This window comes from Vibrio casei (genome assembly GCF_002218025.2).
Taxonomy (GTDB): domain Bacteria; phylum Pseudomonadota; class Gammaproteobacteria; order Enterobacterales; family Vibrionaceae; genus Vibrio; species Vibrio casei.
On sequence record NZ_AP018680.1, the window covers coordinates 2,377,350 to 2,393,383 of the forward strand.

14 protein-coding genes and 1 pseudogene are annotated in these 16,034 nt (G+C 41.2%); 9 read left to right on the forward strand and 6 right to left on the reverse strand.

Going from position 1 to position 16,034, the window contains the following annotated elements; all coding sequences use genetic code 11:
• The first annotated feature begins 184 nt into the window (after window positions 1–184).
• The 8 genes from nadC to yacG all read left to right on the forward strand — a co-directional run bounded on the left by nadC (window position 185) and on the right by yacG (window position 7,526).
• Window positions 185–1,105, forward strand: a complete 921-nt coding sequence (gene nadC, locus VCASEI_RS11085; protein ID WP_086961924.1) for a carboxylating nicotinate-nucleotide diphosphorylase — start codon at window positions 185–187, stop codon at window positions 1,103–1,105.
• A 334-nt stretch (window positions 1,106–1,439) separates the two neighbouring features.
• Window positions 1,440–1,874: a pilin gene (locus tag VCASEI_RS19775; protein WP_086961926.1), complete on the forward strand. Its 435-nt coding sequence runs from the start codon at window positions 1,440–1,442 to the stop codon at window positions 1,872–1,874.
• A gap of 8 nt (window positions 1,875–1,882) precedes the next feature.
• Window positions 1,883–3,571, forward strand: coding sequence for a type IV-A pilus assembly ATPase PilB (gene pilB, locus VCASEI_RS11095; RefSeq protein WP_086961927.1), 1,689 nt, complete (start codon window positions 1,883–1,885; stop codon window positions 3,569–3,571).
• Between the two features lie 78 nt (window positions 3,572–3,649).
• The gene (locus VCASEI_RS11100) at window positions 3,650–4,882 is read left to right on the forward strand and encodes a type II secretion system F family protein (protein ID WP_089110775.1); all 1,233 of its coding nucleotides are present in this window, start codon (window positions 3,650–3,652) and stop codon (window positions 4,880–4,882) included.
• Between the two features lie 42 nt (window positions 4,883–4,924).
• Window positions 4,925–5,818: a prepilin peptidase gene (locus tag VCASEI_RS11105; protein WP_086961931.1), complete on the forward strand. Its 894-nt coding sequence runs from the start codon at window positions 4,925–4,927 to the stop codon at window positions 5,816–5,818.
• Window positions 5,819–5,829: 11 nt separating this feature from the next.
• Window positions 5,830–6,447, forward strand: a complete 618-nt coding sequence (gene coaE / locus VCASEI_RS11110; RefSeq protein ID WP_086961933.1) for a dephospho-CoA kinase — start codon at window positions 5,830–5,832, stop codon at window positions 6,445–6,447.
• 40 nt (window positions 6,448–6,487) lie between these two features.
• Complete coding sequence (gene zapD / locus VCASEI_RS11115) at window positions 6,488–7,225, forward strand: cell division protein ZapD (protein ID WP_086961935.1); 738 nt, start codon at window positions 6,488–6,490, stop codon at window positions 7,223–7,225.
• Between the two features lie 97 nt (window positions 7,226–7,322).
• On the forward strand, window positions 7,323–7,526 hold the full coding sequence (gene yacG / locus VCASEI_RS11120) for a DNA gyrase inhibitor YacG (RefSeq protein WP_086961936.1): 204 nt from the start codon (window positions 7,323–7,325) through the stop codon (window positions 7,524–7,526).
• A 69-nt stretch (window positions 7,527–7,595) separates the two neighbouring features.
• On the opposite strand, the gene mutT is transcribed toward yacG, so the two are convergent.
• The gene (gene mutT / locus VCASEI_RS11125) at window positions 7,596–7,997 is read right to left on the reverse strand and encodes an 8-oxo-dGTP diphosphatase MutT (RefSeq protein ID WP_086961938.1); all 402 of its coding nucleotides are present in this window, start codon (window positions 7,995–7,997) and stop codon (window positions 7,596–7,598) included.
• 101 nt (window positions 7,998–8,098) lie between these two features.
• Window positions 8,099–10,831: a preprotein translocase subunit SecA gene (gene secA, locus VCASEI_RS11130; protein ID WP_086961940.1), complete on the reverse strand. Its 2,733-nt coding sequence runs from the start codon at window positions 10,829–10,831 to the stop codon at window positions 8,099–8,101.
• Window positions 10,832–11,137: 306 nt separating this feature from the next.
• Between secA and VCASEI_RS11135 the strand changes: the two genes are divergently transcribed.
• A complete protein-coding gene (locus VCASEI_RS11135) occupies window positions 11,138–11,599 on the forward strand; it encodes a DUF721 domain-containing protein (protein WP_086961942.1) in 462 nt (153 codons plus the stop codon).
• Window positions 11,600–11,686: 87 nt separating this feature from the next.
• Here VCASEI_RS11135 and lpxC read toward each other — a convergent pair whose 3' ends face one another.
• The 4 genes and pseudogenes from lpxC to VCASEI_RS11155 form a co-directional block, all read right to left on the reverse strand.
• Window positions 11,687–12,610: a UDP-3-O-acyl-N-acetylglucosamine deacetylase gene (gene lpxC, locus VCASEI_RS11140; protein ID WP_086961944.1), complete on the reverse strand. Its 924-nt coding sequence runs from the start codon at window positions 12,608–12,610 to the stop codon at window positions 11,687–11,689.
• Window positions 12,611–12,916: 306 nt separating this feature from the next.
• Window positions 12,917–13,928, reverse strand: a pseudogene (gene ftsZ, locus VCASEI_RS11145) (cell division protein FtsZ); the annotation flags it as partial.
• A 33-nt stretch (window positions 13,929–13,961) separates the two neighbouring features.
• Window positions 13,962–15,239, reverse strand: a complete 1,278-nt coding sequence (gene ftsA, locus VCASEI_RS11150) for a cell division protein FtsA (protein WP_086961947.1) — start codon at window positions 15,237–15,239, stop codon at window positions 13,962–13,964.
• Window positions 15,236–16,018 (reverse strand): cell division protein FtsQ/DivIB, encoded by a 783-nt coding sequence (locus tag VCASEI_RS11155; RefSeq protein ID WP_086961949.1) that lies wholly within the window; start codon window positions 16,016–16,018, stop codon window positions 15,236–15,238. The genes ftsA and VCASEI_RS11155 overlap by 4 nt, the downstream gene beginning before the upstream one ends.
• Between the last annotated feature and the right edge of the window lie 16 nt (window positions 16,019–16,034).

Consider the following 16,034-nt stretch of genomic DNA (forward strand, 5'->3'; position numbering starts at 1 on the left):
AGAAGTAAATGGTAATGACTAGCTAGGAAAGAGGTTTAGAGTAAAACAAATACACGGTGAAGCAAAGAGACGAAGCGCTATCAGGGATTTTCATGCAGTGTGTGGTAATTGTATTTCCGTTGTCGATTATCTTTTTTCCTTGCAGTATTATAGCTACATCGAAAACTTCAATGGATCTCGCCTCATGAAAACCACTCACGACTCTCAGTCTCGCCTTGAATACCTGAAGCAACAACTTCCAACCGAAATCACTCGTATGGTTAGTGATGCTTTAAAAGAAGACTTAGGTGGCACGCTTGATCCCAATGCTGATATTACGGCCAGTTTAATTCCAGTTGACGCCACCAACACCGCAACCATCATTACCCGAGAACATGGTGTTTTTTGTGGTAAAGCATGGGCCGATGAAGTATTCAAACAACTTGGCGGACAAGTCAATATTGACTGGCACGTCGAAGATGGTGATTGTGTTGAACCGAACCAAACGCTTTGTACGCTCTCAGGCCCATCACGCGCACTGTTGACTGGTGAGCGTAATGCGATGAACTTTATTCAAACCCTTTCTGGCTGCGCCTCACTCACCGCAGATTATGTCAAAAAATTAGCTGGTACCGATTGCCGCTTATTAGACACACGAAAAACCATTCCCGGCCTGCGAAGCGCTCTCAAATATGCCGTTACTTGTGGGGGTGGTTTTAATCACCGCATCGGCGTATTTGATGCCTACTTAATTAAAGAAAACCACATCATTGCTTGCGGCGGCATTGAACAAGCGATTGCGACCGCCAAGCAGCTTAATCCGGGTAAACCAGTAGAAGTAGAAACAGAGTCCCTTAATGAGCTCGAACGTGCGATTCGTGCCGGTGCCGACATTGTCATGCTGGATAATTTCACGAAAACCATGATGATAGAAGCGGTAGAGCTGAACAAAAAAATTGGCCAAGAAAATGGCCTAACCACAGGCCAAGCCGCGTTAGAAAACTCCGGTAACATTACGCTTGAAACGCTAAATGAATACGCTAAAACTGGCGTCGATTACATTTCTGTTGGGGCATTAACCAAACATATTAACGCCATGGATTTATCGATGAGAGTCATCGGATAAACCCAAACCGCCTTCTATCCCGGATTGCGACGAAAAGTACTCCGGGATATTTCTCAAAAAAATAAAACATAAAATACCTTATAACCTAGTGATTTCCATCGCATTCCCCTATTCAACCTCACAGTAAATCCAGATTTTACATCCGTCAACAAACGGTCAAAAAGCACACACCATACACCAATTTCATTAACCTGATCGCAATGATTTATCGTTGCAATGTAACAACACATTCAGTATTCAACCTGACTCGAACATGTGTTTAAGCGCAATTTTTCTTTATCCCCATTGTTCTTATGATTCCTCGCGAAACATTACTTTATTCATGGAGATGAAAATGAAACAGTTCCAACAAGGTAAAAAGAAATTACAAAAAGGCTTTACGTTAATTGAATTGATGATCGTGGTTGCGATCATTGGTGTGCTATCTGCGATTGCAATTCCTGCTTATAAAAATTATGTAGTTAAAGCTGAGGCTGCAACAGGCTTATCAACAGTACGTTCATTACTCACCAATGTTGATATGTTTGAACAAGAAAATGCAGCATTTCCAAGTGCTATTTCTGAAGCAGGTGCATCTACAGATATGAACTCCTTAGGTACCTTAGGACTGAATCAATCAACTAAAACCTTAACCTTCACATATACCGGAGGTTCACTTAGTGGCACAGTTATCAGTTTAGCTAAAACCGATGAAGGTTGGACCTGTGGATTCGATGCGGCAACTAAAACTAAACACGGTGATGAATTACCCAAATCTTGTAATAAGTAACCTCTAAAATGAACACTAACCTCGCCTCCATTTTACGCCAAGCAGATCTCTTGACTCACGAGCAAGAGCAAATGGTGGTGAGCAGCGTTCTTAACGATAACAAAAGCGTCCTCGTGGCTTGCGTGGACGCTGGTTTTCTAACTAGCCAAGATTTATTACAACACCTTTGCCACCTCTTTGCCCTGCCGCAAGCTCACCTTGAACATTACGGTTATGCCGAAGTTTGCCAACAACTGGGTTTACGAGACTTAATCACCAATCACCAAGTTCTGCCATTGCAAGTGGACAACCACGGTGTACTGATTGCGGTATCCGACCCCACCAACACCAGTGTCGAAGATGATTTCCGCTTTGCCACCGGCAAACAAATTGAGTTAATCCTTGCCGATTGCAAAGAGCTAGAAGGCGCCATTCGCCGTTTGTACGGTCGCAGTGTGAATTCAGAGAGTGCACAAGGCAAAGACATTACCCAAGATGAGCTGGCCAACCTCGTTGAAGTCGGCAGTGATGAAATACAAGAAACCGAAGATTTAAGCCAAGATGAAGCGCCAGTCAGCCGATTCATTAACCAGATTTTACTCGATGCGGTGCGCAAAGGCGCTTCTGATATTCACTTTGAACCGTATGAAGACATTTACCGTGTTCGTCTGCGTTGCGATGGTATCTTAATAGAAACCAACCGCCCAGCGCCACACTTAGGCCGACGTTTAGCCGCAAGGATTAAAATATTATCCAAGCTGGATATTGCCGAGCGCCGCCTCCCCCAAGATGGCCGAATAAAAATTCGCTTGAACCCCGCAACGGCCATCGACATGCGAGTATCAACGCTCCCAACATTGTGGGGGGAAAAAATTGTATTGCGCTTACTCGACAGCAGCGCCGCCAATCTCAATATTGATAAACTCGGCTACAGTGACGCGCAAAAGAAATTGTACCTCGACGCCCTGCAACAACCGCAAGGCATGATTTTAATGACCGGTCCAACCGGAAGCGGCAAAACGGTATCACTTTATACTGGGCTACGCATCTTAAACTCACCGGATAAAAATATTTCCACCGCAGAAGATCCCGTTGAAATCAACTTAACCGGCATCAATCAGGTACAAGTAAAACCAAAAATAGGTTTTACCTTTGCGGCTGCTTTACGGGCATTTTTACGCCAAGATCCCGATGTGGTAATGGTGGGTGAAATTCGTGATTTAGAAACCGCCGAAATAGCCATAAAAGCAGCGCAAACTGGGCACTTAGTACTATCAACCTTGCACACTAATTCGTCATCAGAAACCGTGGTGCGCTTATCTAACATGGGGATTGAAGCCTTTAATTTAGCTTCTTCATTAACCTTAATCATTGCCCAACGCCTCGCCCGTCGTTTATGCAAACATTGTAAAAAAACCGATAACTTCCCAGAAGCATTGCGCAGCAAATTCAATATTCCTAATGATGTGGTGATTTACCAAGCCACTAAACAAGGCTGCCCAGAATGTACCGGGGGTTACTCAGGTCGGGTCGGTATTTATGAAGTCATGCCTTTTAGCACCGAGCTGGCTAATGCCGTTATTAAAAAAGCATCGGCAAACGACATTGAAATGATTGCGGTAAAGCAAGGCATGTCGACTCTGCGCCAATCAGGAATCGACAACTTGAAGCAAGGAGTCACCAGTTTTGCGGAATTACAACGCGTACTGTATTTCTAATTAACAACACATGGCACACAGTAATTTGCTCAACGCCGTTCACCCATTATTTCCAACGATCACAGGAACCATTCACTCATGGCTACCACATCGACACTTAAAGCGCCGGCGCTCAAAAACTTTCAATGGCGAGGTATTAATAACTCTGGCAAAAAAGTGTCAGGGCAAATATTGGCGATTAATGAGAGTGAAGTGCGCAACAAGCTGAAAGAGCAGCGCGTACAAATCAAAAAACTCAAACGTCGCAGCGTGTCGATTTTTGCCAAAATGAGCCATAAAGTAAAACGTAAAGACATCACGATATTAACCAGACAACTCGCCACCATGTTGACCACGGGCGTACCCATTGTTCAATCATTCAAACTCATTTCCGACAGTCAACGTAAAGCGGAAATGAAATCCATTTTGTCTCAAATTTGTACCCAAGTAGAAGCCGGAACCCCCATTTCCAAAGCCTTGCATGCTAGCAGCCCTTTTTTTGATGACTTCTTTTGTGACTTAGTCGCGACAGGTGAGCAAACGGGCAACTTAGCCGAAGTATTTGAACGCTTAGCCACCTATCGAGAAAAAAGTGAAGAGCTGCGGTCTAAAGTGATTAAAGCCATGATATACCCCGCGATGGTTATATCGGTCGCGACAATAGTATCAATACTCATGCTCACCATGGTGATCCCAGAGTTTGAAACCATGTTTAGCAGCATGGGCGCAGAACTGCCTTGGTTTACTCAACAGGTCGTTAATCTATCTCATTTTATCCAAAGTTACTTATTCATGATGATGGCAGCCATCTTTATATTGATTTTTTGTATTAAAGAAGCCCGTAAACGATCGTTTTCTTTTCGCTTAAAAACCAGTCGAATGGCATTGAATATGCCCGTCCTTGGAGGGGTGTTTACCAAAGCGGCCATTGCAAAGTTCAGCCGAACTCTTGCCACCAGCTTTAATGCAGGCATTCCAATTTTAACCAGTTTATTAACCACGGCAAAAACCTCGGGCAACTTACATTATCAAGTCGCTATCGAGCAAGTCCATAAAGATACTGCGGCTGGAATGCCTATGTACATCGCCATGCGCAATGCCGATGCGTTTCCTGAAATGGTACTGCAAATGGTGATGATTGGTGAAGAATCTGGCAATTTGGATGATATGCTCAACAAAGTAGCGGCAATTTATGAGTTCGAAGTCGACAATACTGTCGATAATTTAGGTAAAATCATTGAGCCTGTTATCATTGTCTTTCTTGGTGTTGTTGTCGGGGGGCTCGTGGTGTCTCTTTACCTTCCCATCTTTAAGATGGCTAGTGTATTCTAAACACACCTCTACTTTGCGGTTCTTTAAGGTTGTACCAATTCAATGATTATTTTTGACTATTATCCTTCTCTTTTTCCTATTCTAGCTGGGATATTTGGTTTACTTATCGGCAGCTTTTTAAATGTTGTCATTCATCGTTTACCCATCATGATGGAAAGAGAATGGAAAAAAGACTGCATTGAATGCTTTCCCCAACTTCAACGTGATCCTGACGTTAAAAAAGAACTCGAGAACCTCAATAAACCTTTTAATTTAAATACCCCTCGCTCTCGTTGTCCAAAATGCAACACACAAATTCGTGCCATTGACAATATTCCAGTGATGAGCTGGCTTCTTCTCAAAGGAAAGTGTCATAAGTGCGACAATCCAATCAGTGCCCGTTATCCCGCAATTGAATTACTGACAGCCCTATTATGCGTAGTCATTGGTCTGTTTTTCCCGGCGGATTGGTATGGTTTTGCCTTATTGTTTTTCACTTTTACTTTGGTCTCTGCCACCTTTATCGATCTTGATACGATGTTATTACCCGACCAGCTCACCTTACCATTGATGTGGGGCGGACTGGTGCTTTCCCTATTTCAAATCAGCCCCGTATCTTTATACGATGCAGTTATTGGTGCCATCGCTGGCTATTTATTTTTATGGACCATTTTTTGGGCATTTAAATTATTAACAGGAAAAGAAGGGATGGGTTATGGTGATTTCAAATTACTCGCCGCATTAGGGGCTTGGCTAGGGTGGCAACAATTACCTTTAATCATATTACTCTCTTCTGTTGTCGGTTTAGTCTTTGGATTGATACAACTTCGATTACAAAACAAAGGGATTGAAAAAGCATTTCCATTTGGTCCATACCTCGCCATTGCTGGATGGTTTTGTTTAATCTGGGGCAATGATTTAATCTCTTGGTACCTTAACAATATGCTAAGCATGTAAGGAGAAAAAGCATGATTGTTGGCTTAACAGGCGGAATAGGCAGTGGAAAAACCACCATTGCGAATTTATTTGAGCAAGAATTTTCAATTGATATTGTTGATGCAGATATTGTAGCTAGAGAAGTTGTTGAACCTGGCACTCCGGGTTTACTTGCCATTCACTCCCATTTTGGTAACGATATTTTAACCCCACAAGGTACATTGAATCGCACAAAATTAAGAGAATGTATTTTCAGTAAACCTGAAGAAAAGCAATGGATAAATGATCTATTGCACCCACTGATCCGTCAACGTATTGATCTTCTGCTTTCACAAACCACCTCTCCTTATGCATTGCTAGTCGTTCCATTGTTAATTGAAAATGGCTGGCATAAAACGATCGATCGTTTATTGGTTATTGATGTATCGCCTGAAACTCAAGTAAAAAGAACTTGTCAACGAGACCAAGTATCCGAAAAACAAGTTCGTGCTATTTTAACCGCACAAGCATCGCGAGAGGAGCGTTTAGCGCTCGCCGATGATGTCATCAATAACGATTCCGCATTAAATCAACAAAGAAAGCAGCAACTTTTATCTCAAATTACAGAATTACACAAAAAGTACCTAGCATTAACTCAACCGTTTCTGTGACAATAGAGCTACACTAGTCATTAATCACAAATAGTTTGAAATAATTATGCTGAAGTTCGAACATCCATTAACAGAGAAAGTACGAATTTATCTTAGAGTTGAATCGCTCATGAGGCAATTGCATAAATCTGCTGGCTTTGAAGCGCCACTCGATTATCAACTGTTCTTTCGATCACTGTTTGACTTAATGGATTTGTTTGAACAAATCCACATTAAATCAGAGCTCACAAAAGATCTCGAAAAGCAGAAGTTAACGTTTAAAAGCTGGGCAAACGTACCGGGTGTAGACCAAGCAATTCTCGATAATGTGCTCAACGATATTGATGACAATTTCCGAAACCTGATGTCGGCAGAACGCTTTGGGCAATCATTAAAAGAAGAGCGATTTCTTAGTGCCATCCGACAACGCTTTAATTTACCAGGGGGGACGTGTTGTTTTGATTTACCAGCGTTGCATTACTGGCTTCATTTACCTTTAGAAAAACGTTTGTATGATGCAAAAATATGGACCAATACTCTAGAGCCTCTGCACAATGCTTTAGCCCTATTACTTAAGCTTATCCGTGAGATTGGACTTTATAAACCGCAAGTGGCCCGTAATGGTTTTTTTCAAAGTGATGCCGAAGAAGCGAACATATTACGCTTAGATATCCCCTTAGACTTAGGGATTTACCCTATGATTTCAGGCCATAAAAACCGCTTTGCGATTAAATTTATGAGCTTTGAAACGGGAATGGCTTATAGTCAAGATATCGAATTTAAACTCGCGATCTGTTAATCAACTTTCTATCTATGAATCCACTTGCTATCTGTTAAAATGTCGAAAACACTTGGATATTCTCCATCGTACTTTAAGTTCTCAATAGAGTTTTATTATGACCACACTCGCGCCTAAAAAAACCACTATAGTAAAGTGTCCAACGTGTAAAACCGATGTTATTTGGGGAGAAGTCAGCCCTTATCGCCCCTTTTGCAGTAAGCAATGTCAAATGATTGATTTTGGTGAATGGGCCGATGAAGAAAAAGCTATCCCAGGTGCGCCCGATATGTCGGATTCTGATGGTTGGTCTGAAGGATAAAACAAACAAATAAAGCCCAGCAGAGTAGGCTTTAACGTCACCTCTAAATGAACAAGTGAAATATTAGCATTAGCAAGTAAAATGCTTAATCACTTTCTCTAATACTGGTTCATTTGCTTCTGGGAAGCGGTAATCTTTTAAATCACGAATGGTAACCCACTTACCTTCTTGCCCTTCTTTACCATACGGATTACCGTCGAAACTCAAGACAAGGAAGAAATCGAACGTTAAACTTTTGTCTGTATAATCAAAATCAAAATGTTCGAATAATTCGATTTTTTTAGCCGTAATGTCGATTTCTTCTTGTAGTTCTCTCACCAAACCTTGCTCTGCCGATTCATCTGCTTCAACTTTGCCACCAGGAAATTCCCAAAAACCACCTTTATGCAGTTTCTCTGGTCGCTTGGTAATGAAAATTTGGTCTTTTTTCTCATTTAAAATGATGCCTGCCACAATGTGTAAACGCGCCATAAATGTTGCTATTCCTTTTACAAAATCTCGAATACTTAAAATGTTATTTTCCATACAAAAAGACCGCATCACTGCGGCCTTTTTATGTCCGGTATCATAAACTAAATTTTACCGTGACATTGTTTATATTTTTTACCTGAACCACAAGGGCAAGGTTCATTACGACCCACTTTACGTTCATCACGCACTGAAGGCTGATGTGCACCTGCTTCAGCAGTCTCACTATCGATACCTTCGGCTGACTCATGTTGAAACAGCTGACGACGAGAGGCTTCTTCTGCTTGAACTCGACGCTGTTCTTCCATACGCTCAACTTCTTCTTGCTTTTGAACACGAACACGACTGAGCGTAGAAATAACATCAAACTTCAAACTATCTAATAGCTCACCAAACAATTCAAACGATTCACGTTTAAATTCTTGTTTAGGGTCTTTTTGTGCATAGCCACGTAAATGAATACCTTGACGAAGATGATCCATCGCTGCAAGGTGTTCTTTCCATAACGTATCCAAAGTTTGAAGCATCACTTGACGTTCAAAGTTGCGTAACACTTCAGAGCCAACCGCTTCTTCTTTCTCTTTATAAAGAGTATTCGCTTCAGAAATAACACGCTCTAAAAGAACTTCTTCATACAATTTATCATCTGCATCTAACCATGATTGAATCGTAAGCGGTAAATCAAAATCAGCTTGTAAACGCTCTTCAAGGCCTTTTACATCCCACATATCATCAAGTGACTGCTGCGGTATATACTGATGAAAAACAGACGTTAATACATCCGACCGGTTTTGTTCTAGCATTTCACTGATGTCTTCAGCGCTCATCAATTCATCACGAAGCTCATAAACCACTTTACGTTGATCATTGGCCACATCATCATAATCGAGTAGCTGCTTACGAACATCAAAGTTACGCCCTTCAACTTTACGTTGTGCCTTTTCAATGGAGCGTGAAAGCATGCGACTTTCAATCGCTTCCCCTTCTTCCATACCGCTTTGGATTAAGCCAGCCATACGCTCGGAAGTGAAAATTCGTAAAAGAGAATCTTCCATCGATAAATAGAAACGGGATGAACCAGCATCACCTTGACGACCAGAACGACCACGTAACTGGTTATCGATACGACGAGATTCATGACGTTCTGTACCTATGATATGTAAGCCACCTGACGCAAGTACAGCATCATGCACCTTTTGCCATTGAGCTTTAATCTGGGCTACTTGCTCTTCGGTTGGTTGAGAACCTTGAGATTCAGCAAGTTTTTCAACTTCATTTTCCCAGCTTCCACCGAGCTTAATATCAGTACCACGACCGGCCATGTTGGTTGCAATCGTTACCGCGCCAGGTGTACCTGCTTGAGCAACAATTTCAGCTTCTTGTTCATGGAACTTAGCATTCAAAACATTATGTTTAATTTTTGCCGCTTTTAATGCATTAGAAAGCAATTCTGACTTTTCAATCGATACAGTACCAACCAGAATCGGCTGCCCTTTAGCCACTCGATCTTTAATATCTTCAATAATGGCTGTAAACTTATCCGCTTCAGTACGATAAACCACATCGGGCATATCATCACGAATCATTGGTCGGTTCGTTGGAATAACGACCGTATCGAGGCCATAAATAGATTGGAATTCGAAAGCTTCTGTGTCTGCTGTCCCTGTCATTCCCGATAGTTTTTCATATAGACGGAAGTAATTCTGGAAAGTAATAGAGGCAAGGGTTTGGTTTTCATTTTGAATTTGAACACCTTCTTTTGCTTCAACAGCTTGGTGTAATCCTTCAGACCAACGACGACCAGGCATAGTACGTCCCGTATGTTCGTCAACAATGATAATTTCGCCATCTTTCACGATGTAATCAACATCTTTTTCAAACAATACATGTGCACGTAATGCGGCACTCACATGATGTAAAAGACTAATATTGGCAGGTGAGTATAAGGTATCCCCTTCCTCCATTAGGCCATTTTTGATTAATAACTCTTCAACGAACTCCTGACCGGTTTCCGTCATATGTACTTGTTTGGCCTTTTCATCAACGGTGTAATGTTTATCACCACGATATTCTTCCGTATCTTCCTCTTCTTGACGTTCAAGGTGAGGAATAAGAGTGTTAATACGGGTGTATAAATCTGAACTGTCTTCTGCTGGGCCTGAAATAATAAGAGGAGTACGAGCTTCATCAATTAAGATGGAGTCAACTTCATCGATAACTGCGAAAAAGCGTTCACGTTGCACGCGATCTTCTGGACGAAATGCCATATTGTCACGCAAATAGTCAAAACCAAATTCATTGTTTGTGCCATACAAAATATCACATTGGTAAGCCGCTTTTTTCTCCACAGGAATCATATTCGGCACATTAATGCCAACAGTCATCCCTAAAAATTCAAACAATTCTCGGTTCGTCTCCGCATCTCGCTTGGCTAGGTAGTCATTGACAGTAATAATATGGACACCTTTACCCGCCAATGCATTCAAGTAAGCCGATAAGGTTGCCGTTAATGTCTTACCTTCACCAGTTCGCATTTCTGCAATTTTTCCGGCATTTAGAACCATACCGCCAATAAGCTGCACATCAAAGTGACGCATACCATAGATACGCTTTGATGCTTCACGTACCGTAGCAAATGCTTCAGGTAACAACTTATCTAATGTTTCACCGCTCTCATAGCGTTCACGGAATTCTATGGTTTTATGCTGAAGTTGCTCATCACTGAGTGACTCATATTCAGGCTCAAAACTATTAATTTGATTTACGATTTTTCTTAGCTGGCGTAATGTACGATCATTACGGCTGCCAATGACACTGGTCAGTAACTTAGTTAACATTATTTATGAATCTCTCTTCCTGATCTTTCGGATCTTCTGCTTTTGGTTTCTCACAGCTCAATACTAAGAATACTGAGATAAATTAGGTCTACTTGTCATATGGTGCCAATCAAGCCCATTTTCAAGACTAAAAACAAGTGACCTTGGTATAGTATGGGATTATTCACTCATCTTCTATCTACAATAACCTTAGTTTGCGTTCATCCTCATTTTTTTTGATTAAAAATAGGTTTTTTGACATGATTCACTTCTAATAACTCATAATAATATTAATGATTCATTGTATTAGGCTAATGAGGTTACACCATGCGAGACCATCGCCCCAAGCTGACACAAAATTTAATTGAAGACTCTAGCTTAAAAAAATTCACTCAACACGTCAGTGAAATATTAGCAATCAATGCTGCTTTAAAAACGATTATCTCTCCAAATATGTTGGATTATTGCCGAGCAGCAAATGTTAGACAAAGCCAATTATTAATCGAAGTGGCAAATGCCTCTCTTCAAATGAAGCTTAATTATGAACGGATTCGAATTTTATCGGAACTGCGCTCTGCTGGGTTTTCAAAATTAGTAGGGATCGAGTTTAAAGTGAATCCTGATTTATATCGTGCAGAGTCTGTAAAAGAAAAAAAGAAAATATATAAATACCATGAGTTAAGCCAAGATGCGGCTCATTCTATGTTGATGCTATCTGAACTTGCTTCACCTAAATTAAAGCTACGCCTTGAAAGCCTTGCTCGATTGGCAAATAAACCAAAAAAATAACTAAAACTTCCTTACGCACTAAAAACAAAAAACCAGACTGTTTAAGTCTGGTTTTTTATTCATTCAATATTAATAGTAACTATTATATTAAGCTAAGACCGTATTCGGTAAAACATCACCAAATGCAACTGGAGAGCCTACTTCTTCGGCAAAAGTCGCCCATTCCCAAGCTTCTTGATCAGCAAGAACAGCACGAAGTAATTGGTTATTTAATGCATGTCCAGATTTGTAAGCACGGAGTTCACCAACAATACTGTGACCACACATGTAGAGATCACCAATAGCATCTAGGACTTTATGTGTTACAAATTCATTACTAAAACGTAAGCCTTCTTCATTCAATATGCGATATTCATCTAAAACGATAGCACAATCAAAGCTACCACCTAAACATAGGTTCTGAGATTGTAAATACTCGATATCACGCATAAAACCAAAAGTACGAGCACGAGAAATATCTTTAATAAATGCCTGAGATGAAAAATCAAACAACATATGTTGCTCATCTGAATCAATCGCAGGGTGATTAAATTCAATTTCAAAATCCATACGGAAGCCGTCGTAAGGAACAAGTTCTGCCCACTTATCACCATCTTCAATACGTACTGGTTTTTTAATTCGAATAAAACGCTTCGCAGCATTTAAGGTTTCAACGCCAGCTGATTGTAATAAATAGACAAACGGGCTTGCACTGCCATCCATGATTGGAATTTCAGGAGCATCGACTTCGATAATAATATTATCGATACCCATACCAGCCAACGCTGCATTTAAATGCTCAACGGTTGAAATACGAATACCTTCATCATTCACTAACGCAGTACATAACATAGTGTCGCGTACTGAATTGGCATCTGAAGGAAAATCCACTGGTGGATTTAAATCCGTACGACGATAAATGATACCGGTATTAGCGGGTGCAGGACGTAGAGTAAGTGTGACTTTACGGCCAGAGTGGAGACCCACACCAGTCGTTTTCACCATTTCTTTTAAAGTACGTTGTCTAATCATCCACTTTACCTCTAAATCACATCAGATATCACAGCCACGGTAGTGGCTGGTCTGATATGCTATCACATTTTAGACACACATCAAGTTAATTGTTTGAAACTCAATCAGCTTGATGTCTTAAAAATGCTGGGATATCAAGGTACCCACTGTCACTTTCATCTGGTTTTTTTACTGTATTCGAGTTGCTATTTGAAGCACTCGATGTACTTGTCTGTGATGAAGGCGTTTTGCGTAACATTGGTTGAGGCGTATCGGCTTCAACATCTTGTTTTGCTGGTTGCGCTTGAGCTGCCGCTTGTACTGAACTAACTGGCGTTGACTTCACTGTACCACCTTTAACCAAGGTGATATCTGGTTGATGAGAGTTACCGATACCAGTTGCAACAACTGTCACGCGAATTTCATCCGTCATATCAGGGTCTAGTGATGTACCAATAACGACCGTTGCATTATCAGAAGCAAAGGCTTTAACCGTATTACCTACGGTTTCAAACTCTTCTAAACGCATATCCAAGCCTGCTGTAATGTTAACTAAAACACCACGTGCTCCTGCAAGATCGATATCTTCAAGCAATGGACTAGAGATAGCAATTTCCGCTGCTTCTTCAGCGCGATCTTCACCAGTGGCTACGCCACTACCCATCATCGCATGCCCCATTTCAGACATAACGGTGCGCACATCAGCAAAGTCGACATTCATCATACCAGGACGAGTAATAAGCTCTGCAATACCTTGAACTGCATTTTTCAATACATCATTTGCTTTTGCGAATGCTTCAAGCAAAGTGATACCGCGGCCTAATACTTTTAATAACTTTTCATTAGGAATGGTGATCAATGAATCAACATGCTTCGAAAGCTCTTCAATACCTTGCTCAGCAAAAGCCATACGCTTTTTGCCTTCAAAGCTAAATGGCTTTGTCACAACAGCAACAGTTAAAATACCTAACTCTTTTGCTACTTCAGCAATAACAGGGGCTGCACCAGTACCAGTGCCTCCTCCCATACCCGCAGCAATAAAGACCATATCAGCACCAGCTAAAACTGCTTTAATTGCTTCACGATCTTCTAGTGCAGAATCACGACCTACTTGCGGATTAGCACCTGCACCTAGACCTTTAGTGATATCGCCACCAATTTGGATAACATTACTCACACTAACTTTACGAAGTGCTTGAGCATCCGTGTTCACACTAATGAATTCCACCCCTTCGATGGATTCACGTACCATGTGTTCTACGGCGTTACCACCACCACCACCTACTCCAACGACTTTAATTACAGCATCGTCAGACATTTCCATCATCGGTTCAAACATGTGTTTTCTCCGTTTCTTCCTGTTCGCCTCAGGTTAAAACTCTTTTTGTATCCAATTACGTAGCTTTTGAATGAATTCAGCAATCGATGTTCCCGAATGTTTCTTCGGCGTCGTGTGCTGATATTCACCCTCATCATAAAACTGGCTGTCTTTGGCGTAATGTAATAATCCAACCGCCGTTGAATGATATGGCTCTTTAACGTAGTCAGTTAACCCTCTGACTTCTAGGGGTTTACCAATTCTTACTTGGTTACGGAATACGCGTTCTGCACATTCCACTAATCCTTCAATTTGTGACGCGCCACCAGTTAAAACAACACCTGCCGCTAAATGATGCTTAATACCATCTTCGCGCAACTTTGCTTGAACCGAATCAATAGTTTGATTAACCATACCCATCAATTCAGTATATCGGGGTTCTATCACTTCTGCTAAAGTTTGACGCTGCAAACTCCGAGAAGGACGGCCACCAACACTTGGAACATTAACGGTATCATCCTTACTAACTAATTCGCTCAGCGCGCAACCAAATTTTACTTTTATCTCTTCAGCATCGCTGACAGGCGTACCAAATGCAAATGCGATATCACTTGTGACGGCATTCCCTGCATAAGAGAATACTTTTGTGTGACGCAGCGCACCACCCGTCCAAATCGATAATTCCATCGTGCCGGCACCGATGTCAATGACACAAACGCCCAGTTCTCTCTCGTCGTCAGTAATAACGGCATTACTTGAAGCTAAGCCTGAATAAATCAATTGCTCAACTTTTAAATTACAACGTTCAACCGCTTTAATAATATTCTTTGCCATATCATTATGGCATGAAATTAGGTGAACGCTTACTTCCATTCTAACACCAGATAAACCAAGTGGGTTTTTTATCCCTTCTTGGTAATCAATTGTGAACTCTTGAGGAATGACATGCAAAATACGCTGCTCTTCCCCAATTTTAATGGATTTTGCCGTATGGATAACTCTATCCATGTCATCTTGGGATACTTCTTCTTCAGAAATAGCGCCCATACCTTTTTCAATTCGGCTAGCAATATGTTTTCCTGAAAGAGAAAGGTAAACACTTGTGATCTGACATTCAGCCATCAACTCAGCTTGATCAATGGCTCTTTGCACTGATTTCACTACCGATTCAAGATCGTTTACACCGCCTTTATCCATCCCATGAGATGGGCTAGTCCCAGCACCAATAATGTTAATTTGTCCATCGGGTAGGACCTCGCCGACTAATGCTGATACCGTTGCAGTGCCAATATCCAGACCAACGACAATGTTTCCTTCTGCGGTCTTCGTCATTTATTTCTCTCTTGTGCTGAATCATCATCTGGAATCCACCCAATGGCAGCTCCAGTATCGTATCGAAGATCGATATAGCTGACTTGCTCAGCTTTGTCACCTAGGCGACTGTATAGTTTTATAAATCGATTTAAACGGTCATCACGAGCATCTTTACCAAGCTCTAAACGAATACCATTGTCTAAAATAATTTGCCATGCAAGGCGTTCATTAAGTACCACTGAAGTAATAGTGCGACCTAATGGTGCTAGCTTTTCACTGCTTAATTTCCAAACATCTAACACTTTTTCACTGGAACCATCTGGTCCATATAAATTGACCATATTATCAATGACATCATTTGGACGTCCATTAAACACATCACCTGATTTGTTTAATAAAGCATTACCATTCCAAATGGCAGAGGCTTTATGTTCAACAATATAAACCTTCACAAGATCAGGCCATTGTTTGCGAATAGATATTTGAGCGACCCAAGGAACCGTTTTTAACACTTTCTGAAGCTCGTTCACATCTTGAGTCATAAATGTCCCTATATGAGACAAACTTGCTAAAGCTATTTGTACATCTTTAGGACTTACATGATGTAAATCACCTTCAACCATCAAGTGTGATAAGGGTAACCGCTGCTCATCAGTCATCCAGGAAAACGTCGAATAAATTAACGCAGAGATACCAACAATAACCAATAACAAAAAAAAACCACCACTCCATTGGTCTTTAGTTGGCATTGATGGTAGGGGCTGCCTCTTCTGCGGCTGCTCTGCCGTAATATTCATAGTTAGCAGATAAACT

Excerpts from the sequence above, each read along its gene's own strand:
- nadC (WP_086961924.1), top strand. The coding sequence starts at position 185 with ATGAAAACCACTCACGACTCTCAGTCTCGCCTTGAATACCTGAAGCAA.
- VCASEI_RS19775 (WP_086961926.1), top strand. The coding sequence starts at position 1,440 with ATGAAACAGTTCCAACAAGGTAAAAAGAAATTACAAAAAGGCTTTACG.
- pilB (WP_086961927.1), top strand. The coding sequence starts at position 1,883 with ATGAACACTAACCTCGCCTCCATTTTACGCCAAGCAGATCTCTTGACT.
- VCASEI_RS11100 (WP_089110775.1), top strand. The coding sequence starts at position 3,650 with ATGGCTACCACATCGACACTTAAAGCGCCGGCGCTCAAAAACTTTCAA.
- VCASEI_RS11105 (WP_086961931.1), top strand. The coding sequence starts at position 4,925 with ATGATTATTTTTGACTATTATCCTTCTCTTTTTCCTATTCTAGCTGGG.
- coaE (WP_086961933.1), top strand. The coding sequence starts at position 5,830 with ATGATTGTTGGCTTAACAGGCGGAATAGGCAGTGGAAAAACCACCATT.
- yacG (WP_086961936.1), top strand. The coding sequence starts at position 7,323 with ATGACCACACTCGCGCCTAAAAAAACCACTATAGTAAAGTGTCCAACG.
- mutT (WP_086961938.1), bottom strand. The coding sequence starts at position 7,997 with ATGGCGCGTTTACACATTGTGGCAGGCATCATTTTAAATGAGAAAAAA.
- secA (WP_086961940.1), bottom strand. The coding sequence starts at position 10,831 with ATGTTAACTAAGTTACTGACCAGTGTCATTGGCAGCCGTAATGATCGT.
- VCASEI_RS11135 (WP_086961942.1), top strand. The coding sequence starts at position 11,138 with ATGCGAGACCATCGCCCCAAGCTGACACAAAATTTAATTGAAGACTCT.
- lpxC (WP_086961944.1), bottom strand. The coding sequence starts at position 12,610 with ATGATTAGACAACGTACTTTAAAAGAAATGGTGAAAACGACTGGTGTG.
- ftsA (WP_086961947.1), bottom strand. The coding sequence starts at position 15,239 with ATGACGAAGACCGCAGAAGGAAACATTGTCGTTGGTCTGGATATTGGC.
- VCASEI_RS11155 (WP_086961949.1), bottom strand. The coding sequence starts at position 16,018 with ATGAATATTACGGCAGAGCAGCCGCAGAAGAGGCAGCCCCTACCATCA.